The following is a 21,537-nucleotide window of genomic DNA, read 5'->3' as shown; positions in this document are numbered from 1 at the left end:
CATGAAACCGCGGGGACCGCGGGCCGAGTCGGCACGGGGCTCATGGGGGCGGGATGCGCAGCCTTCGGCCGGTCGAGGGCACGCCCGCGTCGTTCACGATGAAGAGCTGGTAGTAGCCCGGCGGCGCGAGGTTGCGATTGGGGGGCGCGGTGACGGTGAGGGCGCCGGCGGTCCGGGTGAAGGGCAGCGTGAGCAGCCGCTGGTTCATGTCGAAGGTGTGCGTCACCGAGTTGAGCGCGATGAGCGACACGAGGGTGATGCGGTCCGCGTCGGGCGTGGTGATGGAGAAGGTGGCGCCCGGCTGGGACGTGGTGGGCGCGGCGGTGACGACGGGGCGAGGCCCCTTGAAGAGATAGGGCGGGGAGAAGACCTCCGCGGTGCGCTCCTGGGCGCCGCCGGCCGACAGCACGCGCCCGTCCGGCAGCAGCGCCGCGGTGGAGTGGTAGCCGCGGTAGCGCACCTGGCTGGAGAGCTTGGTCCAGGTGTTGGTGGCGGGGTTGTAGAGCTCCGCGTAGAGGACGGGCGAGTCCGCCGAGTCGAAGCCGCTGCCGCTGCTGCCGCCGATGACGAGCACGGTGCCGTCCGGCAGCAGCACCGCGTTGTGCTGGCGCCGACGGATGCTCATGGACGTCATGTACCGCCAGCTCGGCGCCGCCGCGGTGAGGTCGATCTGCTCCACCGTGGGGGTGGGGGGCTCTCCTCCGCCGAAGAGCGTCACCTTGCCGTCGATGTACACCGCGGGCCCGTAGCTGCGCCCGCCGAAGTTGCTCAGGGGGCCGGGGGTCCAGGCGCCGTTGCCGTTCGGGTTCAGCCACAGCGAGCCTCTGAGCTGGCCGGCGTAGAAGAGCTGCCCGTTGGGCGCCAGGAACATCTTCGGATAGAAGGGCACGCTGAGCTGCGCGCCGGTCAGCGTGCGCCAGAGGCTGGTGCCCGCGATGAAGCGCTGGGGTATCTGGTTGATGTCGCCCGCTCCGGCGATTTCACCGGAGACGACCACCACGTCCCCGTTGGGCAGCGTGGTGTTGGTGGGGTACCAGCGCCCCGCGTTCATGTCCGGCAGCCGGGTCCAGGTGTTGGAGAGGTAGTCGTAGGAGCTGGTGTGGGGCAGGCCCACGCGCGTGGCGATGTGGCCCCCGGTGACGAGCAGCTTGCCGTTGGACATGAAGCTGTGGCCGCTGCAGAAGATGTTGTAGCCGGCGTACGGGTACGGGTTGAGCGCTCCGGTGACCGGGTCCCACCGCTGCGGCGGCTGCGCGCCCTCCTCGAACTCCCCGTAGAAGAACACCTTGCCGTCGGGCAGCACGGACAGGTGCGTGGCGGAGATGGGCCAGTTCATGACCGCGGACCAGCGGCCCACCTGGGCGGGGTTGGGGGTCTGGGCCCGCGCCGACGCGGAGGCCAGCATCACGATTCCCAACAACCAAGCCCGGAGCGGGCATGGCCGGGTGAGGAGGTGGCGATTCTTCATTGCGGGCTCCGAGCGGGGACAGGCCAGGCGAGGGGGCAGAACCTAGGGGCAGGTCACGCGGGCGCGAGCTGTCCCGGCGTCGCAAGCGCCTGCCATCCGCGCGACGGGATGCCCCCACCCCGGGGGGATTGTCCCGGGGGCCGGAAGGGCGTCGTCTTCCGCCCTGTGCGCGGGTGGCTCGGGCGGGGTTCGTCTCGTCGCGCGCTCGCGGTCGACTCCGGTCGACGAAGGAGACGTCCCGATGAGGTGCTGTGGCCTGGTGGTGATGTGTCTGCTCGCGGCGTGTACCCAGTCGCAGGGGACGCCGGAGCCGGTGGGCGCGACGTCCGCGCCGCTGGTGGATGCGTGGGAATACTGCTCGCGGACCGCGGTGTCGTTGGGCGTCAACCTCATCGACGACGTGACGTTCGCCGCGCCCATGGCGCCCAGCGCGGGGGGCATGGTGTTCACCGCGGATGACAGCGCGCGCGGCCACGAGCCCTGGGTGAGCACGGGCTCGCCGGGCGCGGGCACGCGGTTGTTGGTGGACCTCTTCCCGGGGACGCGGGGCTCGGAGCCCCGGTGGTTCACGCGGGTGGGCGGACAGGTGTTCTTCGCCGCGACCGACCCGGTGGCGGGGCGCGAGCTGTTCGTCACGGATGGGACGACGGCGGGCACCCGCCGGGTCAAGGACATCTGGCCCGGTGAGGTGGGCTCGTTCCCGAACGCGCTCTTCGAGTACCAGGGGCTCTTGTACTTCACGGCCGGCACCCCGGCGTACGGGCGGGAGCTGTGGCGCAGTGATGGCACGGCCGCGGGCACGGTCATGATCGCGGACCTGGAGCCCGGCGTCGAGGACTCCGCGCCCGACCAGCTCACGAAGGGCGGAGATGGCGCGCTGTACTTCGTCGTGTCGGCGGAGTCCGTGTTCGTGAAGCTGATGCGGCTGGGCGTGAGCGGCTCTCCGGTGGAGGTGTTCCGGACGACCAGTGATCTGGGCTTCCAGTTCCCGATGGTGGCGGTGGGGCGCAAGTTGTTCTTCGTCACCCGCATGGAGCACCACGGCGCCGTCTCGCTGCGGGTGACGGACGGGGGCGCGCCGTCGGTGTCGGTGGGCATCTTCGGCCGGGTGGGGGACATGGTGGCGCAGCGCGACTGGCTGGCCTTCGTCGCCGCGGCGCACATGGAGGACGAGAACACGGAGCTGTGGCGCAGCGATGGCACGGTGGCGGGCACCGTCCTGGTGGAGGACGTGCGCGCGGGCAACGTCGGCTCCGCGCCCGACCACCTGGCGGTGCTCGGGGACACGCTCTTCTTCGCCGCGGACAACGGGACGAACGGCGTGGAGCCCTGGGACAGCGACGGCACGGCGGTGAAGACGCGCCTGTTCGGAGACCTGGAGCTGGGGCCGGGCAGCTCGTTCCCCCAGGCGCTGACGGTGGTGGAGGACTTCCTGTTCTTCAGCGCGGACGTCCGGGGGCGGGGCCAGGAGCCGTGGGTGAGCAACGGCATCCGCGTGGGCACGGTGGCGTTGACGGAGCTGGCGCCGGGGCCGCGGGGCTCGTCGCCGAGGAACTTCCGTCGCTCGGGGTGGAGCGTCTTCTTCTCGGCGGAGGACGCGGCCGGGGTGCGGCGGCTCTATGCGCTGCCGTTCCATCCGGAGGGGGAGTGCCTGGTGCCGGAGCCGTGAGCGTCGGGAGGGCAACCGGCGCCGGGACGTTGTAGACAGGAGGGCATGGCTCCCTTCTGGGACAATGGCGCGGTGCGTGGCGCGCGGGTGCGGTGTCCGGGCTGCACCCGCTTCAATCCTCCCGGTGTCCGGTGTCCCAGTTGCGCCTGTGGCCCGGTGGCGCCCGAGCACTACGGCGCCGCGCGCATGTTGCTGCACGCGGGGGTGGACCGCTTCGCCTTGACGGGGCGACTGGAGGTGCTGGAGCCGGGGCTGTCCCGACAGTTGGAGGCCCAGTACGCCGCGCAGTGGGCGGCCGCGCTGCGCGTCGTCGAGGAGGCGCGGCGCTGCGAGCCCTTCCTGACGCTCGGAGGCTTCGCGGAGGAGGCGGAGGACCGTTGGGCGGACGCGCTCCCCTGGAGCCAGCCGCCGGCTTCGCGTGACGCGACACCGGAAGAGGACGACTCGCTGGAGTCGCTGTACCAGCGGAGCCAGGACCCGAGCGTGCGACAACTCACGGCGCTCGCGGCGGTGAATCGAGGCCAACCGTCGCGGGAGTTGTACTCCGCGGCGCAGGGCGCGCTGTACACCGACGGGCTCGCCCGCCTGGAGGCCGCGCTCGCGTTGACGCGTTGGCGAATCTGGTTCGTCGCGTCGTCGGGCAGGCCGCAGCGTGAGCTCATCGCCCGCCATGCGCGTGACGTGTTCGAGACGCGTCCGGAGCATGCCGCCCGCGCCGCCGTGGCCTGGGTGCGCGCCACCGGCCAGGCGCCGGAGGTGGACCTGTTGCTCGCGCTCCGCGCGGGGCTGCGCGCCCAGGACGAAGACATCGCCTTCGAGTGCGCGCTCGTGTTGGGGGATGAGCTGGGGTTGCTCGCCGCGGTGGGCTCGGACGACGAGGACAGGGCCGCGCTGGCGGCGAGGACGCTGGCCTCGATGGGCGCTGCCTCGCTGCTCGCGGTCCTGCGGGAGACGCGGAGCGCGGTGCTCGCGCGCGAGGTGATGCGGCGTTGGCCCGCCCCCGCCCCGTGGGAGGTGGTGGACGCGCTGCTGACCCTCTCGCCCGGGTTCGATGGCGGGCTCATCGAGGCGCTGTCCCAGTGGGCGCCCCAGACGCCCTTCATGCGCCTGTCGCCCGAGGTGCGAGAGCGCTGGCGGCAGTGGGCCCACGACAGCCTGGGGACGTGGCCCGCGGCGCGTGTGCTGAAGATGCTGGAGTGGGTGCGCGATGGCGACGAGGCCCCGGATGATGCGTCCGCGCGAGCCTTCCAGCGGGCCGCCGCCCGGGCCCTGTCCTCCGCGTCCTCGGCCGAGCGCGCGGAGCTGTTGCAGTCGCGGGTGCTCGTGGACTTCCTCGTTCACGGTGACGTGGAGGAGCTGGCGCTGGTGCACACCTGGGCGCGGGACGCGGTGTGCGCGGCGCCGCTCCTGGAGCTGCTCGTGTCGATGCCCGGACGCCTGCGCCGTGAGCACGCGGTGCCGGGGCGTTGTGCGCGGCTGCTGATGGCCGCGTGGGAGCGGCCCTCTCGCTCGTCGATTCTGGCGCCCTTGAACAAGGCGGTGCGCTCCTGGAGCGGCATCTCCGGGCGCGAGGAGCTCATCGACGCGGTGTGGCTGCGCTTCCAGCGTCACCCCGTCGAGCGCGCGGAGCTGCTGGCCGCGTTCGAGCCCTGGCGCCAGGAGCTGTGGGAGCGGCAGCTCGCGGCGGAGCCGGACGCCATCGCCACCTTCGAGACGTGGTGGCGCGTGGACTCACAGCGGCGGCTGCCGGAGCTGGTGTCCTTCCTCGTGGAGAACGCGCCCGCGGAGGCGCTGCCCGCGAGGCTCCCCTTCGTGTGGGCGGCGGCCGAGGCGCGGGTGGACGCGTGGCCCCGCTCCACGTCGCACGCCGTCTTCCTCGCCGCGGCGCCGCTGGCCGGGGGGCTGCGCTCGGGACATGACGCCCTCGTCCCCGGCGCGGAGCGCTTCCTCGCGTGGTTCCCCGGCTTCGAGGCGCGGGTGCTCGCGGCGTCCTCGCCCGAGGCCGAGTCGAGCTACCACAGGGACTTGCTCGAGGACCTGCGCGTCGAGGTGCGACTGATGCGCGAGGCCCTGGAGCGTCGAGCCCAGGAGGCGGAGTCCCAACGCCAGGCGGAGCTGCTGAAGCGGGTGGAGGAGTCGCGGCGCAGGGACCGGGAGCGTCAGCAGGAGCTCGCCCGACGCGAGGCCGAGGCCGCCGCGCTGGAGGCCGCGCGGGCGCGCGCGGAGCAGGAGGCGCACCAGGCCCGGTTGGCGGACGCGCTGGAGCGGCTGGGGCCGCGTCCCGTGCAGTTGCGACGGTTCGACGCGAGCCCCCAGGTGGAGCTCCTCCCGATAGACGTGGAGGTCATCTTCCCCGGCGCGACGATGGCCTCGGTGCTGGACTACTCGCGCACCCTCAAGGCCCTCAGCGGGGCCGGGGACTGGATGGAGTTGCTCGCCGCCAATGGTCTGTCCATGACGACGTGGAGCACGGAGGCCCGCGCCTGGGGCGAGGCGATGATTCGACGCCCGGAGCTGGGACTGCGCTTCTCCCAGCTCTTCCATGCGCCTTGGAGCTGAACCGCTACTGCGCGGTGGCGCCGCCGTCGAGAATCATCTCCGCGCCCGTCATCAGCTTCGACTCGTCCGAGGCGAGGTAGACGACGGCGTTGGCCACGTCATCCGGCTCCCCCAGCGCGCCCTGGGGAATCGTGCGCCGCAGCCCCTCGCGCGCCCGCTCCGGCGAGCCCGAGGAGGCAATCAGCGCCTTCACCATGTTCGTCTCGATGAACGTGGGGTGGATGGAGTTGCAGCGGATGCTGTAGCCGTGGTGCGTGCAGTGCAACGCCACCGACTTGGTGAACATGTGCACGGCCGCCTTCGCGCTGCCGTACGCCACCAGCGTGGGCACGCCGATGAGCCCCGCCACGGAGGAGATGTTGATGATGGAGCCCCGGGCGCCCGACTTGCGCATGGCCTGGATGCCGTGCTTGCAGCCCAGGAAGGTGCCGTCCAGGTTGACCGCGTGCACCAGCCGCCACTCGGCCAGGGTGATGTTCTCCACGTCCTTGGGGACGCCCAGGCCCGCGTTGTTGACGAGCACGTCCAGCCGGCCGAACTTCGCGAGCGTCGTCTCCATCGCGCGCACCCAGTCCTCCTCGCGCGTGACGTCCAGCGGGACGAACAGGCCCATGCCCTCACCCAGGGATTGGGCCACCTGGACGCCAGCCTCCTCCTGCTGGGGCCGGTCCGTCACCACCACCTTGGCGCCCTCGCGCGCGAGCATCCGCGCCGCCGCGCTGCCCAGCCCGCCCGCCGCGCCCGTAATCAGTGCCACCTTGCCTTCCACGCGCTTCATCGTCGTGCCTCCCGTCGAACAGCGTGTCTTCAGACAGGCCCATTGGGCGTGAGCAGCACCTTGCCGCCGCGTCCACCCTCCATGGAGCGCGCCAGCGCCTCCTGGATGGCGTCCAGCGTGAAGGTGCCCTCCACGGCCGTCTTCAGCGTGCCGTCGGCGACCAGCTTCGCCAGCCGGCCGAAGGTCTCCTGCTGCTGCTCGCGCGGGGCGCGCTTGAGCCACAGCACCAGCCAGAAGCCGCGCAGGGTGATGTCCTTGAAGATGGTGGCCGCGGCCGACAGCTTGGGGCCCTTGCCGGACATCACGCCGTAGTTCACCACGGTGCCGCCGGTGGCGAGCGAGTCCCCCAGCCGCCGCGTGGAGTCGCCGCCCACCGCGTCGATGGCCAGCCGCACCTTGGCGCCGCCCGTCGCCGCCTTCACGCGTTCGGGCAAATCGTCCGTGTCGGTCAGCACCACGTCCGCGCCCAGCTCGGTGAGCTCCTTCGCCAGCTCCTCGCGGCGCACCACGTTGAGCGTCTTGTAGCCGGCCTGCTTCGCCAGGGTGATGAGGTAGCGGCCCACCGCGGAGTTGGCGGCGTTCTGCAGCACCCAGTCCCCGGGCTTCAGCGCGCCGAACTCGCGCAGCAGGATGTCCGCGGTGGGCGGGTTGACGAACAACATGGACGCCTGCTTCACGTCCGTGCCGGGCGGCACCGTCAAGAGCCCCTCGGCGGGCGCCACCAGGTGCGTGCGCCACGTGCCCGCGCCCAGCGGCAGGAAGACCAGGTCTCCCACCTTCACGGCCGAGGTGTCCTTCACCTCCACCACGCGGCCCACGCCCTCGTTGCCCGGCACCGCCGGCAGCTTGGGCAGCGAGCCGTACTGGCCCGACAGGGTGAGCACGTCCGAGGGGTTGATGGGCGTGGCGAGGACCTCGATGCGGACCTGCCCCGATTCGAGCGCCGCGTCGGGCTCCTCCACCACCTCCACGACCTTCAACGGGTGCCCGAACTTCGAAAACCGGACCACTTTCATGGGTTGCTCCGAGTGCGCGCGGGAAATCGTGGCCGCACCCTAGCGACCTTCGGCCCCGGAGCCGAGCACGCACTCCAAGTCGTCGCGACAACCCGTTCGCCGGGGTGGGGGCACCGGGCACGGTGTCCACCGGAGGACGCGCGGGGAGGGGCAGGGAGGCACGAGGGCCTCGCATTCCCGCGTCGTGCTGCTCACCTTGCGTGGTGACTCGGGGCGGCTGGGTGGCGAGGAGGCGACAGTGGGCAGCGACGTGCGCGGGGGGATGACCCTGGGCCGACCGATGGAGGCCGCGACGGTGGCGGCTCCGCTGGCCGTCCCCTGGAGACGCAGGGCGATGGGGATGTTACGGCCCCTCTTCGCGGTGGCCGGGGTGGGCATGCTGGCGCTGCTGGTGCGCAAGGTGGGTCCCCAGGAGCTCGGAGCCGTGCTGCTGGACGCCGCGCCGTGGCTGCCGTGGGTGGCGCTGTTGGAGGTGGGGCGTCAGGGCATGGACGCGCTCGCCACGCGCGCCTCCTATGGCGCGAGCGCGGAGCGGGTGCCTCTGAGGGTGCTGGCGCGCGCGCAGCTCATCGGCACCGCGGTGTCCAGCATGGCGCCCGCGGGCCGCGCGGCGGCGGAGGCCACCAAGGCCGCGCTGCTGTCGGCGCACATGGGCGGCGGCACGGCGGCGGCGGCGGCGGCCACGTCCCAGGCGGCGTCACTGGCGGCCGGCGGACTCATCTCCTTCCCCTGCGCGGCGGCCTCGTTCCTGCTCACCGGTTGGTCCGTCTTCACGCTGGCGATGCTCGGCCACGGCGTGGTGTTGGTGCTGGCCTCCACGGGCGTGCGCGCGTGCATGCGGGCCCATGGGCCGTGCGCGTGGCTGGCGAAGCGCTCGCGCAGGTGGGCGCAGCTCACGGAGCAGTTCCGTCAGACGGCGTGCCATGGGTCGCTGCTCCCCAGGAGCCCGGTGCTCGCCTTCCTGGGCAGCCGCACGCTGCAGGTGGCGCAATACGCGGTGCTGACGCACGCGGTGGGCATCGACACGTCGCTGGTGCAGGCGCTCTTCTCGCAGGGCCTCTATCTGTGCGCGCTGGCGGTGGGCTCGCTGGTGCCTGGACAGGTGGGCGTGAGCGACGGCGCCTTCGCGCTGGCGGCGGGCGTGCTGGACACCACCGCCGCGCGCGCCATGTCGGTGGCGCTGCTGGGCCACCTGGTGCAGCTGGTCTTCGTGTTGGCGGGCGCGCTCACGCCGCTGGTGTGGCGGCTGCCTGGGGTGGCGCGGCCGGCCGCACCCGCACCGGCGTGCCGTTGAAGGCCGCGTTGCCGCTGACGGCGTCCACCGCGTGGTCGTCCGTCAAATCGTTCTGGCTGATGCCCGCGTGCTCGGTGGCCACGCGCAGCTTCGTGCCCTGACGGCGATGGCCATAGCCGTGCGGCAGGCTCACCACGCCCGGCATCACCTCGTCCGTCACCGCCACCGGCACCGTCACCTCGCCCACGCGGGAGGTGACGGTGGCGTCCACGCCGTCCGTCAGCCCGAGGCGTGTCGCGTCCTCCGGGTGCACCATCAGCGTGCAGCGCGGCTTGCCCTTGAGCAGGCCCGGCACGTTGTGCATCCAGGAGTTGTTGTCGCGCAGGTGTCTGCGGCCGATGAGCAGCAGCTCCCCCGCGCGTGCGTCGGGCGCCGCGCCCTCCGGGAAACTCTGTGCGAGCCGCTGCACGTCCGCGACGAGCAGCGAGGGGGCCAGGTGGAGGCGCCGGTCCTTCGTCTGCAGCCGCTCGGGCAGGCACGGCTTCAACGGGCCCAGGTCCACGCCGTGCGGCGCGGCGCGCAGCTTCGACAGGGACAAGCCCTGGCGCAGCGGGTGGAACCGGTTGCCGTGGGGGCCCATCCGCAGGCCGACATCCAGCATCCGCTCCGGCCCCAGCCGCGTGAGGGCCTGGTAGCGCAGCGTCTGGCGCACGGACGGACGACCCTTGCGCAAGGTCTCCAGGCGGTGCTGCAGCGCGAGCACGATCTGCCAGTCGTGACGCCCCTCCGGCCCGGGCTCGAACAACGGCGGCGAGTACTTGGCGGTGTTGCGCACGGCCAGCGCGTGGAAGGCCACGTCGTAGTGGCCGCGCTCCAGCGGAGACACGGGCGGCAGGATGATGTTCGCGTGGCGCGTGGTCTCGTTGAGGTACGGGTCCACGCTCACCATGAAGTCCAGCCCCTCGAGCGCGCGCTCCAGCTGCGCGCCATTGGGCGTGGACAGCACGGGGTTGCCCGCCATGGTGACGAGCGCGCGCACGCGGCCGTCTCCCGGGGTGAGCATCTCCTCGGCGAGCACGGCCGAGGGCAGCTCGCCGCCCGTCTCCGGCAGGCCCCGCACCCGGCTCTTCCACCGGCCATGGCTGCCCCGGCCGAGCGCCATCGCCTTGGGGCCGCAGATGATGTCGAAGGCGGGCTGGGTGAACATGGCGCCGCCCTCCTTGTCCATCTGGCCCGTCACCACGTTGAGCACGTTGATGAGCCATTGGCACAGCGAGCCGAAGGGCTGCGTGGACAATCCCATGCGCCCGTAACAGACGGCCGCTTCGGCGGCGAGGAAGTCGCGCGCGAGCGTGCGCACCGTCTCGGCCGGAACCCCGGTGTGGGGCGCCACGCGCTCGGGTGGGAAGTCGCGCGCGAGGGCTCGCACGGTGTCGAGCCCGTCCGTGAGCGCGTCCAGGTGGCCCGTCCTCGGCGGGTGCTCGTGGAGCACGACGTTCAGCAGCGCGAGCAGGAGCAGCGCGTCCGTGCCGGGGCGGATGAAGACGTGCGTGTCCGCGATGGCCGCGGTCTCCGTGCGGCGCGGGTCCACCACCACCAGCTTGCCGCCGCGCTGCTGGATGGCGCGCAGCCGGGTGCGCACGTCCGGGGCCGTCATCAGGCTGCCGTTGGACGCGAGCGGGTTGGCGCCCATCACCAGCAGGTACCGCGTGCGGTCCAGGTCCGGGATGGGCACCAGCAGCTGGTGGCCGAACATGAAGTACGACACCAACTGGTGGGGGAGCTGGTCCACGGACGTGGCGGAGAAGCGGTTCTTCGAGCGCAGCGCGCGCACCAGCTCCGAGCCGAACACCATGTTGCCCAGGTTGTGCACGTTGGGGTTGCCCAGGTACGAGGCCACCGCGTCGCGCCCGTGTGCCTGCTGCACCGCGTGCAGGCCCTTCGCCGCCGCGTCCAGCGCCTCGTCCCACGACACGCGCTCCCACCCTGCTTGGGTGCGGAGCATCGGGTGGCGCAGCCGGTCCGGGTCCTCGTGCAAGTCCTTGAGCGCCAGCGCCTTGGGGCACACGTGGCCCCGGCTGAACGGGTCCTCGTCATCTCCCCGGATGGAGGTGATGCGCTCCTCCCGCAGTTCGATGCGCAGGCCGCACATGGCCTCGCACAGGTTGCACGTACGGAAGTGGACCCGGGACGTGGCCTTGGCGCTCATGCCGCGCACTCTACACAACGCCAATGGCTGACGCGGATGGCGGTGCCATGGAAGGATTGTGTCTCCAGGAGAACACATGCGCCGGATGGAGCCGTGGGTCATCGCCGTGGGGTTGTTGGCATTGTCACCGCTGAGCGTGGAGGCCACCGAGCCGCCCCGGGTCGCCGTGTCCAAGGCCCGCGCGCTGACCTTCACCCGGCAGGACGCGGTGGTGGGGCGCGCCGAGGACGTGCGGATGGGGATGACGATGCGGCAGGACTTCTACATCACCGCGCCCGACATGGAGCCGGAGCCCATCGACGTCTCCACCGAGATGGCCCAGGCGCAGGTCTTCACCCCGCTCGAGGTGAAGGGGCCCCTCGTCACCAAGGCGAAGCTCGCCTACGGCGACGTGGTGGATGTGATGAAGGACCCGCAGGGCCGGCAGAAGCGGCAGGTCACCCTCGTCCACCAGAAGACCTACGTGGGTGAGGCCAAGGCGGGCCGCATCGAGGTGACGGACGCGGACGGCAAGCCGGTGACGCCCGAGGAGGCGGAGCTGGTGCGCAAGGATTTGGACGGGCTGGGCGTCGAGGACCCCATCACCGCCGCCTTCCCCCAGGGGCCGGTGAAGGTGGGCGCGAAGCTGGACGGCGTGGCGCGCGCCTTCGAGAAGCTCCTGCAGAAGGGCAACCCCGCGAACGTGAAGTTCCGCAAGACGCGCGTGCAGCTCAAGGAGATACACGAGGACCCGCGCGGCCTCGTCGGCCTGTTCCTCGTCTCCACCACGCTGGAGATGGCCCCGGACGAGCAGAACCCCATGACGACGACCATCGCCTACCAGGGGACGATGAACGTCCTGGGCGAGGGCACCGAGCTCACCGCCTTCAACCTGCAGGGGCCCGTCGTCTACACCCCGATTCCCGCGATGAAGGCCAAGGGCATGAAGGTGGAGGGCAAGGGCGACTCGGTCCTCTTCTTCTCCGTCCAGCCCGCCGCGAAGCCCTGACGACACGTCGCGTCAGGCCGTCGTCGCGCTGTGACGGGGATGGTCCGGCGTGACGCACGGATGGCCGGCTGCCCCGCGAAGCAGCGCGAGCGTGACAGCACGCTGACAGAGAATGGGCAGGGTTGGGCGTTAGAGGGTTCCCATGTTCCTGCACGCGCTCGGGCACTTCCATCCGCCCAACCTCCTCACCAATGCCTTCCTGGAGGAACTGGGGCTCGAGACCTCGGACGCGTGGATTCTGGAGCGGGTGGGCATCCGCTCCCGTCACACGGTGCTGCCGCTGGACTACCTGCGCCAGACGCGCAACCGGGACGTGAGGGCCGCGCAGGAGGCCGCGCTCTACAGCAACGCCCAGACGGGCGCCCACGCCGCGCGCATGGCGCTCGAGCGCGCGGGGCTGAAGCCCTCCGACATCGGCCTCGTCGTCGCCGGCGGATGCAGCCCGGATGAATGCATCCCGGCCGAGTCCAACCGCGTGGCGCAGGAGCTGGGCATCGACGCGCCGGCCGTGGACCTGCAGAGCGCCTGCTCGTCCTTCTGCACGCAGCTGCACTTCCTGACGGGCATGCGCCCGGAGCGGCTGCCGGAGTACGTGCTCGTGGTGAACATGGACAACTCCACGCGCGTGGTGGACTACACGGACCGCTCCAGCGCGGTGCTGTGGGGTGATGGCTCCTCGGCGGCGGTGCTGTCCCCGCGCGTGCCCGGTCGCTGGCGAATCACCGAAACGCGGCTCGCCGGAGACCCCTCGGGCGCGGACAAGGTGCGCGTGCCGCGCATCGGCCACTTCACCCAGCACGGCGCGGAGGTGCAGAAGTTCGCCATCCGCCGCGCGGGGGAGACCTTCCTGGACCTGCGCGCCGACTACCTGGCCCGCCACCCGGACCGGAGCAACGCCAACGTCACCTTCATCGGCCACCAGGCCAACCTGCGCATGCTGGAGGCCGTCCAGCGCCGCTGCGAAGTCCCGGAGTCACGCCACTTCTTCAACGTCCACGTCCGGGGCAACACCGGCGCGGCCGGCGCCCCGGGCGTCCTGAGCGAGCACTGGGACGACCCCGGCCTGGGCGACGCCCTGGTCCTGAGCGTGGTGGGCAGCGGTCTCACCTGGGCCGGCGCCCTGCTCGAGCGCACTTAGGCCCCCCTGGCGCTCCCCGGCCGCCCCGGCTCGAAGTGTCCGCCCGGGCGCCCGTCATGCAGCCTCCTCCCCCGCACGTCGGAGACCGCTGGTATGTTCTCCAACGAGCGCCATGGCCCCGACACACCGCGACATCCCCCTCCCGAGTTCCTCGTGGCTCACGGCCCCGGACCGGTGTGCCTCGACGCCGGGCATGGGCGGGGCCTCACCCCAGGTCCGCTCCGTCCACTGCTCCACAGGGATTTGGAACGATCGGCTGGCGGTCGCGTCCAGGCATGCGCACCTATCCGGGCACCGTACTCGGACGGGGCGGGGGTCGGACGCATGAGAGAGCAGGCGTGGCGGAGCGCGCGGTGGCTCGTGCTGGGGCTGGTGCTGGCGACGGGCGCGGCGCAGGCGGGACAGAAGCAGGTGGGTGGGGTCGACATGCCGGACTCCCTGCAGCTCCAGGGGCGCACGGTGGAGTTGGCCCACATGGAGCTGCACAAGCGCTTCTTGTTCAAGGTGTACGTGTGGAGTCTCTATCTGGAGTCGCGGCCACGCAGCGCGTCGGAGGCCATCGCCTCCAACTCCGTGAAGCGGCTGCACTTCCGCTTCCTGCGAGACATCACCCGCTCGCAGCTGGTGGACAGCCTGCGCAACGGCCTGCACCGCAACCCGGAGCTGCGCGAGGGGCCGCTGTCCCATCAGCTGGGCGTGATGCTCGCCTCGCTGCGTGACGTGGAGAAGGGCGGGGACCTCATCATCACCTACACCCCGGATGGCGGCCTGGAAGTCGGCGGCGCGGCCAGCGGCGGCGTGTTCATCCCCGGCAAGACGTTCGCCGACGCGCTCTTCGCGGTCTGGCTGGACGTGCACCCCATCTTCCCTCGCTGAATCTTTCCACCCGGGCCCTCTGGCGAGGGGCCGGGCTGGCGAAATGCCCGTGTGGGTTCTCCCTGACCTTGGTGCTTCCTGGCGGTAGGCTGGAGCTCCAACCATCGCTGTCAGGAGAAAACATACACATGCGGACACGGCTGATGCTGGCTGCGCTCATCGCGCTCTCCACCACGGGATGCGTCTCCCAGGGCACCTTCGACGCGAAGGCCCTGGAGGCGGAGAACCTCACCAAGGGCCTCAACGACGAGAAGGGCGCGCGCGAGGCCGCCGAGGCCAAGGTCAAGGAGCTGACGGAGAAGATCGCCGCCCAGGAGGAGGAGAAGAAGGCCCTGGAGACGCGGCTGACCACCTCCGAGTCGCGCCTCACGGCGGGCGCCGCCGAGCGCCGCGCGTTGCAGGACCAGAACGCGCAGCTCGCCGCGCTCAACGAGGAGCTGGCGCGCAACTCCAAGAAGCTGGCCCAGGCCAAGGAGGAGCTGGAGAAGAAGAGCTCCGAGTACGAGAACCTGGCGCAGAGCCTCAAGTCGGAGATCGCCGACGGGAAGATTGAATTGTCCGAGCTGAAGGGCCGCATGACGGTGCAGCTCAAGGACAAGATCCTCTTCGCCTCCGGCTCCGCGCGCGTGGGCAAGGAGGGCGGCGACGCCCTGAAGAAGATCGCCGACGCGCTCAAGACGGTGCAGGGGAAGATCATCCGCGTCGAAGGACACACGGATGACGTTCCGACGGGCGGCGGCCAGTTCCCCACCAACTGGGAGCTGAGCCTGGCGCGCGCCATGGCGGTGGTGCGGGCGCTGCAGGACGCGGGCGTGGACCCGACGACGCTGTCAGCGGCGGGCTATGGGCAATACCAGCCCATCGCGGTCAATGACTCGCCCGAGAATCGCAGTCTGAATCGTCGTATCGAAATCGTCCTCGCGCCCAAGTAGTGAAAGGGTTAGGGAGGTCGGGCGCCTTCGCGCCCTTCCTCCCATGAGAACGTTCCTGGCCGTTTTGTGTTTCTGCCTCGCCGCCGGAGCCTGGGCCCAGGCTCCGGACGGCGGTGTCGCCGACCCCGACGCGGGCGTCCCCACGGGCGTGTTGACGAAACCGCCCGAGCTGTTGCGTCAGGTCGAGGCTCCCTATCCACCCGAAGCCGCCGCCCAGCAGCTCGAGGGCACGGTGGTGATGTTCATCGACATCTCGGAGACGGGCGCCGTCACGAATGTCGAAATCACCCAGCCCGCCGGCCACGGCTTCGACGAGGCCGCCGTGGAGGCCGTGAAGCAGTTCGAGTTCTCCCCCGCGGAGGTCGACAACGTCCCCTCCCCGGTGCGCATCCAGTACGCCTACCAGTTCGTCTTCCGGCCCGTGGCCCCGCCCACCGACGCGGACGGCGGCACCGTGGAGCCCGAGGCCCCGGTGAACTTCAGCGGCCAGGCGCTGGAGCGCGGCACGCGCAAGCCGCTCAACGGCGCGGAGGTGGTGCTCCCGGAGCTGGACCGCTCCGTCGTGGCGGACTCGGAGGGGCGCTTCTCCTTCCGGGGCGTGCCGCTGGGCACCCACGAGGTGCTGGTGGTGCAGGGCGGCTATGACCGCTTCAAGACCCGGGAGACGGTGTCCGAGGGCCGTGAGACGCGCGCCACGTACTACGTGCAGAAGCGCATCTTCAGCCCCTTCGAGACGGTGGTGCGAAGCGACCGTGAGCGCAAGGAGGTGACGAGCACCACGCTCCAGGTGGCCGAGGTGCAGCGCGTGCCCGGCACCCAGGGCGACACGCTCAAGGTGGTGCAGAACCTGCCCGGCGTGGCGCGCCCGGCCTTCAACGGCGGCGCCCTGGTCATCCGTGGCACCAGCCCCCAGGAGTCCGGCGTCTTCCTGGACGGCCAGCGCATCCCCCTGCTGTTCCACTTCGGCGGCCTGACGAGCGTCTACAACTCCGAGCTCCTGGAGTCGCTGGACTACCTGCCCGGCAACTTCTCCTCGTACTACGGCGACATCACCGGCGGCGTCATCAACGTCAACAGCCGCGAGCCGAAGATGGACCGCATCCACGGCACCGTGGGCGTGAGCCTCATCGAGTCCAACGCCGTCATCGAGGGGCCGATTACGGACACGCTGGGCTTCGCCATCGGCGGCCGGCGCTCGTACATCGACCTGGTGCTGGGGGTGATTCCGGAGGGCGACGACGGCCCGAGTCTCCAGGTGGCGCCGCGCTACTACGACGCGCAGCTCAAGCTGGTGTGGAAGCCCATCTCCCGCCACACCTTCACGCTGCAGGGCATCACCTCGCGCGACCGGCTGGGGCTGGTGTTCGACCGGCCGTCGGACAACGACCCGTCCGTCAACGGCAACCTGGACGTGACGACGGGCTTCAACCAGCTGCGCCTGCGTCACCAGTACCGCGGGGAGCGGCTCACGCTGGACACGCACGCGCTGGTGGGCAACACGCTGGTGGAGTTCGAGATTGGCGAGCGCAACCTGCGCATCGCCTCCACGGACCTGAACCTGCGCGCCACGGCGGAGTACGCGCTGGTGGAGCCCTTCACCCTGGCGGGTGGCGTGGACGTGACGAGCAGCTTCGCGAACGTGAAGGCGCGCATCCAGCGGCCGCCTCGCGAGGGTGAGCCGCCCAGCCCGCTCATCACCGAGGACCTGCTCGACACCGACGGCGACTTCCTCCAGTACTTCCCCTCGCTCTGGATTGAAGGGCGCTGGCGCCCGTTCAAGGGGCTCCTGGTGGTGCCGGGCGTGCGGTACGAGGGGTATGTCTTCACCGACCAGAAGAAGGTCAAGCGCACGCTGAACCCGCGCCTGGCGGTGCGCTACGCGCTGACGGACACGCTGACGCTCAAGGGCGGCGCGGGCGTGTACCACGGGCCTCCGGTGCAGGATGAGCCCAGCCTCGCGTTCGGCAACCCGGACCTCTCCGCGAAGCGCTCGCTCCAGTACGGCGTGGGCGCGGAGTGGCAGCCCGTGCAGGAGTGGTTCGTCAGCGGCGAGGTCTTCTACAACGACTTGGACAACCTCATCAGCCGCTCGGACGCGCTGGTGGAGCGCGACGGGGAGCTGGTGCCGGAGCGGCTGAAGAACGGCGGCATCGGCCGGGTCTACGGGTTCGAGCTGCTCGTGCGCCGCGCGCTGACGGAGCGCCTGTTCGGCTGGATTGCGTACACGCTCAGCAAGAGCGAGCGCCGGGACGCGCCCGGGGCGAACTGGCGCCTGTTCGACAACGACCAGACGCACGTGCTGACGGCGATTGCGTCCTACAAGCTGCCGAGGGGCTGGGAGGTGGGCGCCAGGTTCCGCTTCGCGTCCGGCAACCCGACGACGCCGGTGGTGGGCTCGGTGCGTGACGACGGCACCGACGTGTTCCTGCCGCTGTTCGCGGGGGTGAACTCGCGGCGGCTGCCGTCCTTCAACCAGCTGGATGTCCGCGTCGACAAGATCTTCGTCTTCGACCAGTGGACGCTGGACCTCTACCTGGACTTGACGAACGTCTACAACAACGCGGCGGTGGAGGGCATCGCCTACAACTACAACTACACCCAGAGCGCCTACTTCGAGGGACTGCCCATCCTCCCCGTCATCGGCGCCAAGGGGAGCTTCTGACCATGCGCGCGTGTGTCTTCATCTCCCTGGCCGCGGCGCTCCTGGCGTGTGGCCCCGACTTCGAGCTGCAGAGTGAGATCCGCCGGGTGCGGGTGCTCGCCATCCGCGCCGAGCCGCCCGAGCTGGTGCTGGACCCGGACACCGGCGCCTTGCCCGGGCCCACGTCCTTCACCGCGCTGGCGGTGACGCCCGACGCGCGGCCCGTCACCGTCACCTATGCGCTGTGTCGCCTCAACGGCAACCCGTACGACGGCCGCTGCCCGGGTGAGAACGGCGTGACGCTCGCGGATGGCACCCTGTCGTTGCAGAACCCCGACGTGCAGGCGGTGCTGCTGCAGGCCCTCCAGGCCGCCAACCCCAACGGTGGCGCCACGCCCAACCCGGACGACCCGCGCACGCGCGCGGCGCTGGAGAAGGGCATCCCCCTGTTCGTGGGCTACGAGGCGACGGACGGCTCCGGCACGCCCGAGGGCTCCGAGCGCGGCGTGCGCCAGGTGCTGGTGCGCATGACGCGCGAGCCGAACCACAACCCGGGCGTGGCGGACATCCTGTGGAACGACGCGCCGCTCGTGGGGCCGCTGCCGTTGAATCAGGAGGTGGTGTTCCGCCCCACGCTCACCGAGGGCAGCCTGGAGGTCTTCACCGGCGAGGACGGCCCGGAGACCGAGCAGGTCTTCTACAGCTGGTTCGCCACGGGTGACGGCGAGGTGAAGGAGTTCCGCTCGCTGGAGCCGGTGGACGGCAGGCCGGGGGACCCGACGTCGAAGTACGAGACGCCCAAGACGCCCCAGCGCATCACCGTGTACGTGGTGGCGCGCGACGGACGCGGCGGCGTGGGCTGGCTCAGCCGTGAGGTGGATGTGGGGCCGTAGTCACTCCCCCACGTGAGCACCTGTCGATGAGGGAGCGGCCCGCTTTCGAGCGGGCCGTCTGCCTTTGAGGGAGGGGTCGACGGCTCCCGGCCCCGGAGGGCGGTGGGACTGTCTGGAATTGTCGCCACGTCGCGAGCGTGACGGGGGCGGGACACGACTCCTGTATGTCTGGCGCGGACCGTGGCCACCCCCCAGCGCGCGCGCCCACGTCGCGCCACGGTCCTTCCCCGTCGGCAAGGAGCGTCCCTCATGGCTAACAAGTCCCAACCGGACTACGCCGGTCGTGCCCTCGACAGCTTGAAGCAGGCGTTGCTCGAGCGATTGGACCGCAATCAGCTCGTGCACCGAGATGTCCCCTGGAGCTCCTCGCGCGCGGAGGAGTCGCCGCTCACGGGCGGACGCGACGTGGAGGCGTGGTTCCTGGGCCCGCGCGCGGAGAACGCGGAGCTCTTCGAGCAGCTGGTGTTGGAGGCGCTGAGGGACCACTCCTTCTGGCGCCGCAACTTCCACCCCACGGACCCGCCCGCAATCACCCAGAGCATCAAGCGGGACCCTGGCTACCTGCGCGCGCTGGACACGCTGCACACGGAGTTCGACACCCTGCTGGCCGAGCTGAAGAAGTCCGCGCCCTTCTTCAGCATGCGCTACCAGGGCCACATGACGTGGGACCAGACGCTGCCGGGCATGGCGGGCTACTTCGCGGCCATGCTCTACAACCAGAACAACGTCGCGCTGGAGGCCTCGCCGCTGACGACGGTGCTGGAGGTCCGCGTCGGTGAGGATTTGTGTCGCATGGTGGGCTACGCCGAGCAGGGGCAGGTGCGGCCCTGGAGCCACCTGACGTGTGGTGGCACCACCGCCAACATCGAGGCGATGTGGGCCGCGCGGAACCTCAAGTTCTACCCGCTGTCCCTGCGCGAGGCCTTGAGCAAGGAGCCCTCGCTCGCCGCCGCGAAGGGGCTGGAAGTCACCCTGCCGTCCGACAAGAAGGCGCGACTGTTGGACTTGAACGCGTGGCAGGCGCTCAACCTGGAGGTGGACGAGGTGCTGGGGCTGCCCACGCGCATCCAGGACCAGTTCGGCATCCCGGTGGAGGCGCTGACGGCGCGGCTGTCCGACTACACGCTCCAGGACCTGGGCCTGGTGGAGTTCACCCGGCGCCACCTGGGGGAGGTGAAGGCGCCGGTGTTCATGGTGCCGGGCTCCAAGCACTACTCGCTGCCGAAGGCCGCGGCGATTCTGGGCCTGGGCGCGGACCACATGTACAGCATCCCGCTGGATGAAGCCGGGCGCATGGACATGGAGAGCCTGGAGTCACGGCTGGACCAGTGCCGCGCGGACAAGCGACCGGTCATCGCGGTGACGGCGGTGATGGGCACCACGGAGGAGGGGTTGGTGGACCCGCTCGCGTCGGTGACGGCCCTGCGCAAGCAGAAGTACCACCCGCTGGACATGTCCTTCTGCGTGCACGCGGACGCGGCGTGGGGCGGCTACTTCGCGTCGCTCTTGCGCCCGGCGCCCGGGCCCAAGGGCGCGCGCTCGGGTCCCCCGGCGCCGGTGCTGCAGCTGAGCACCTATGCGATGAAGCAGTTCGAGGCGCTGCCGGAGGCGGACACCATCACCGTGGACCCGCACAAGACGGGCTACCTGCCGTACCCCGCCGGCGCGCTGTGCTACCGCAACCAGGCCATGCGCAGCCTCGTCGCCTTCGAGGCGCCGTACATCAACACCGCCGGCAGCCAGGAGGACCTCACGGTGGGCAAGTACGGCATCGAGGGCTCCAAGCCCGGCGCCGCCGCGGCGGGCGTGTACCTGAGCCACGCCGTCGTGCCGCCGGACCAGCGCGGCTACGGCAAAATCCTCGGCAGGGCGCTCTACAACTGCAAGCTGTTCCACGCGCGCCTGCTGATGATGAACGCGGTGGCGGACGACTACCGGGTGGTGCCCGGCCCGCGCTTCGAGCTGCCGGAGAACCTGCGCAAGAAGTACGGCGGGACGCAGAAGGCGCTGGAGATGCTGCGACACCAGCTCACCAGCAAGCGCCACGAGGAGCTGCTCACCAGCGCGCAGCCCGAGGAGCTGGAGCTGCTGCGTGAGATGGGCGCGGACCTCAACATCCTCACGTATGCCTTCAACTTCCAGACGGCGGATGGGCTCAATCCCAGCCTCGCCAAGGCCAATGAGTTCAACCGGGGCATCTACGACCGGCTGGGCGTGAAGGCGGATGGCCGCGACATCTACGGCTACCGGCTGCTGGTGAGCACCACGGACTTCATCGAGGCGGACTACGGCAAGAAGTTCTTCGCCGACTACGAGGAGCGGCTCTTGGGCACCGCCACGCCCGAGGACGCCGAGGAGGGCCGCATCACCGTGCTGCGCTCCGTCATCATGGACCCCTGGATTACCGAGGACCTGGAGGGCCGCCCCTTCCTCGACACCATCATCCAGGAGCTGCGCGCCGCGGTGGAGGACACCCTCTACGAGATGAAGGGCAAGGCCACCCGCCGCACCCGGTAGCCGGGGGACTCCGGCCACCTCGGGGTGCTCCGAGGTGGCCGATGTAGACCGAGTCAACGGAAACCTTGTTTTGTCTTCGTAAATAAGAATTTACGAGAAGGCCCCTTGGCTCTGTTCGCGGGGAATGCTTGGTTGCGCGTTCCCCCTCACCTGGAAAGGTGCGCATCGAATGCGGAACTTCCTCGCAGTGACGGCTTCCATCCTCTCGCTCTCACTGTTCGGCTGCAGCAGCGCGGCGCCGGAGCAGGCCCCGGCCGAGCCGACGCCGGAGACCACCGAGCAGACCCAGAGCCTCTACCCCACGGGCAGCGGCTGTCAGTATGACTCCGAGTGCGGTTCGGGCCTGTGCTGGCTCGAGGCGGACTCCTACCCGCTCTACAACCCGTACTGGATTCGCGCGGACTCCTGCACCGAGGAGTGCAGCGAGGGCGACCACCAGAGCTGCCGTGACCTGGCCGCGTCCCTGAACGCCCCGTCGCCCAACACGGCGCGATGCATCCCCGCGCGCGGCGTCTACGACGACTACCCCTACGACGACATCTTCTACGTGTGCGACATGGTCGCCGCGGGCCTGGGCCACGTCGCCTGGGTGGAGTGATGTCTTTCGCGCCGTCCGGAG

General features: G+C 70.7%; 15 protein-coding genes. 11 read left to right on the top strand and 4 right to left on the bottom strand.

The genetic code is table 11. The annotated features are described in order from the left end of the window. Nucleotides 1–40 precede the first annotated feature (40 nt). Nucleotides 41–1,405, bottom strand: a complete 1,365-nt coding sequence (locus tag LXT21_RS08560; protein ID WP_254037779.1) for a glyoxal oxidase — start codon at nt 1,403–1,405, stop codon at nt 41–43. A gap of 304 nt (nt 1,406–1,709) precedes the next feature. Between LXT21_RS08560 and LXT21_RS08555 the strand changes: the two genes are divergently transcribed. Both LXT21_RS08555 and LXT21_RS08550 read left to right on the top strand, forming a co-directional pair. Further along, on the top strand, nt 1,710–3,137 hold the full coding sequence (locus LXT21_RS08555; RefSeq protein WP_254037591.1) for an ELWxxDGT repeat protein: 1,428 nt from the start codon (nt 1,710–1,712) through the stop codon (nt 3,135–3,137). Nucleotides 3,138–3,182: 45 nt separating this feature from the next. Continuing rightward, complete coding sequence (locus tag LXT21_RS08550) at nt 3,183–5,696, top strand: hypothetical protein (RefSeq protein WP_254037590.1); 2,514 nt, start codon at nt 3,183–3,185, stop codon at nt 5,694–5,696. A gap of 4 nt (nt 5,697–5,700) precedes the next feature. Here the strand turns inward: LXT21_RS08550 and LXT21_RS08545 are convergent, their stop codons facing one another. Both LXT21_RS08545 and LXT21_RS08540 read right to left on the bottom strand, forming a co-directional pair. Beyond that, entirely contained in the window at nt 5,701–6,474 is a 774-nt protein-coding gene (locus LXT21_RS08545; protein WP_254037589.1) for a glucose 1-dehydrogenase, read from the bottom strand. A 29-nt stretch (nt 6,475–6,503) separates the two neighbouring features. Continuing rightward, a complete protein-coding gene (locus LXT21_RS08540) occupies nt 6,504–7,490 on the bottom strand; it encodes a zinc-dependent alcohol dehydrogenase family protein (RefSeq protein ID WP_254037588.1) in 987 nt (328 codons plus the stop codon). 184 nt (nt 7,491–7,674) lie between these two features. Here LXT21_RS08540 and LXT21_RS08535 point away from each other — a divergent pair, with 184 nt between their 5' ends. Further along, nucleotides 7,675–8,784, top strand: a complete 1,110-nt coding sequence (locus LXT21_RS08535; RefSeq protein WP_254037587.1) for a lysylphosphatidylglycerol synthase domain-containing protein — start codon at nt 7,675–7,677, stop codon at nt 8,782–8,784. Here LXT21_RS08535 and LXT21_RS08530 read toward each other — a convergent pair. Next, entirely contained in the window at nt 8,717–10,933 is a 2,217-nt protein-coding gene (locus LXT21_RS08530; protein WP_254037586.1) for a molybdopterin oxidoreductase family protein, read from the bottom strand. The two genes, LXT21_RS08535 and LXT21_RS08530, sit on opposite strands and share 68 nt — an antisense overlap. Nucleotides 10,934–11,009: 76 nt before the next feature. Here LXT21_RS08530 and LXT21_RS08525 point away from each other — a divergent pair, with 76 nt between their 5' ends. From LXT21_RS08525 to LXT21_RS08490, 8 genes are all read left to right on the top strand, one after another. Then, a complete protein-coding gene (locus LXT21_RS08525) occupies nt 11,010–11,921 on the top strand; it encodes a hypothetical protein (RefSeq protein WP_254037585.1) in 912 nt (303 codons plus the stop codon). A 142-nt stretch (nt 11,922–12,063) separates the two neighbouring features. After that, entirely contained in the window at nt 12,064–13,059 is a 996-nt protein-coding gene (locus LXT21_RS08520) for a 3-oxoacyl-ACP synthase III family protein (RefSeq protein WP_254037584.1), read from the top strand. A gap of 324 nt (nt 13,060–13,383) precedes the next feature. Then, nucleotides 13,384–13,935 carry a chalcone isomerase family protein gene (locus tag LXT21_RS08515; RefSeq protein WP_254037583.1) on the top strand — a complete coding sequence of 184 codons (552 nt, stop codon included), beginning with the start codon at nt 13,384–13,386 and terminating at the stop codon, nt 13,933–13,935. 128 nt (nt 13,936–14,063) lie between these two features. Further along, nucleotides 14,064–14,867 (top strand): OmpA/MotB family protein, encoded by an 804-nt coding sequence (locus LXT21_RS08510; protein ID WP_254037582.1) that lies wholly within the window; start codon nt 14,064–14,066, stop codon nt 14,865–14,867. Nucleotides 14,868–14,910: 43 nt separating this feature from the next. Beyond that, complete coding sequence (locus LXT21_RS08505) at nt 14,911–17,529, top strand: TonB-dependent receptor (protein ID WP_254037581.1); 2,619 nt, start codon at nt 14,911–14,913, stop codon at nt 17,527–17,529. A 2-nt stretch (nt 17,530–17,531) separates the two neighbouring features. After that, entirely contained in the window at nt 17,532–18,401 is an 870-nt protein-coding gene (locus LXT21_RS08500) for a hypothetical protein (RefSeq protein ID WP_254037580.1), read from the top strand. Between the two features lie 249 nt (nt 18,402–18,650). Continuing rightward, on the top strand, nt 18,651–20,918 hold the full coding sequence (locus tag LXT21_RS08495; RefSeq protein ID WP_254037579.1) for a pyridoxal phosphate-dependent decarboxylase family protein: 2,268 nt from the start codon (nt 18,651–18,653) through the stop codon (nt 20,916–20,918). A 169-nt stretch (nt 20,919–21,087) separates the two neighbouring features. Beyond that, complete coding sequence (locus tag LXT21_RS08490) at nt 21,088–21,516, top strand: hypothetical protein (protein ID WP_254037578.1); 429 nt, start codon at nt 21,088–21,090, stop codon at nt 21,514–21,516. The last annotated feature ends 21 nt before the right edge of the window (nt 21,517–21,537 follow it).

Origin of the sequence: Myxococcus guangdongensis, assembly GCF_024198255.1 — a bacterium.
Lineage (GTDB): Bacteria > Myxococcota > Myxococcia > Myxococcales > Myxococcaceae > Myxococcus > Myxococcus guangdongensis.
Note: the sequence above shows the minus strand (reverse complement) of the source record. Positions and strands in the feature narration are given on the sequence as shown.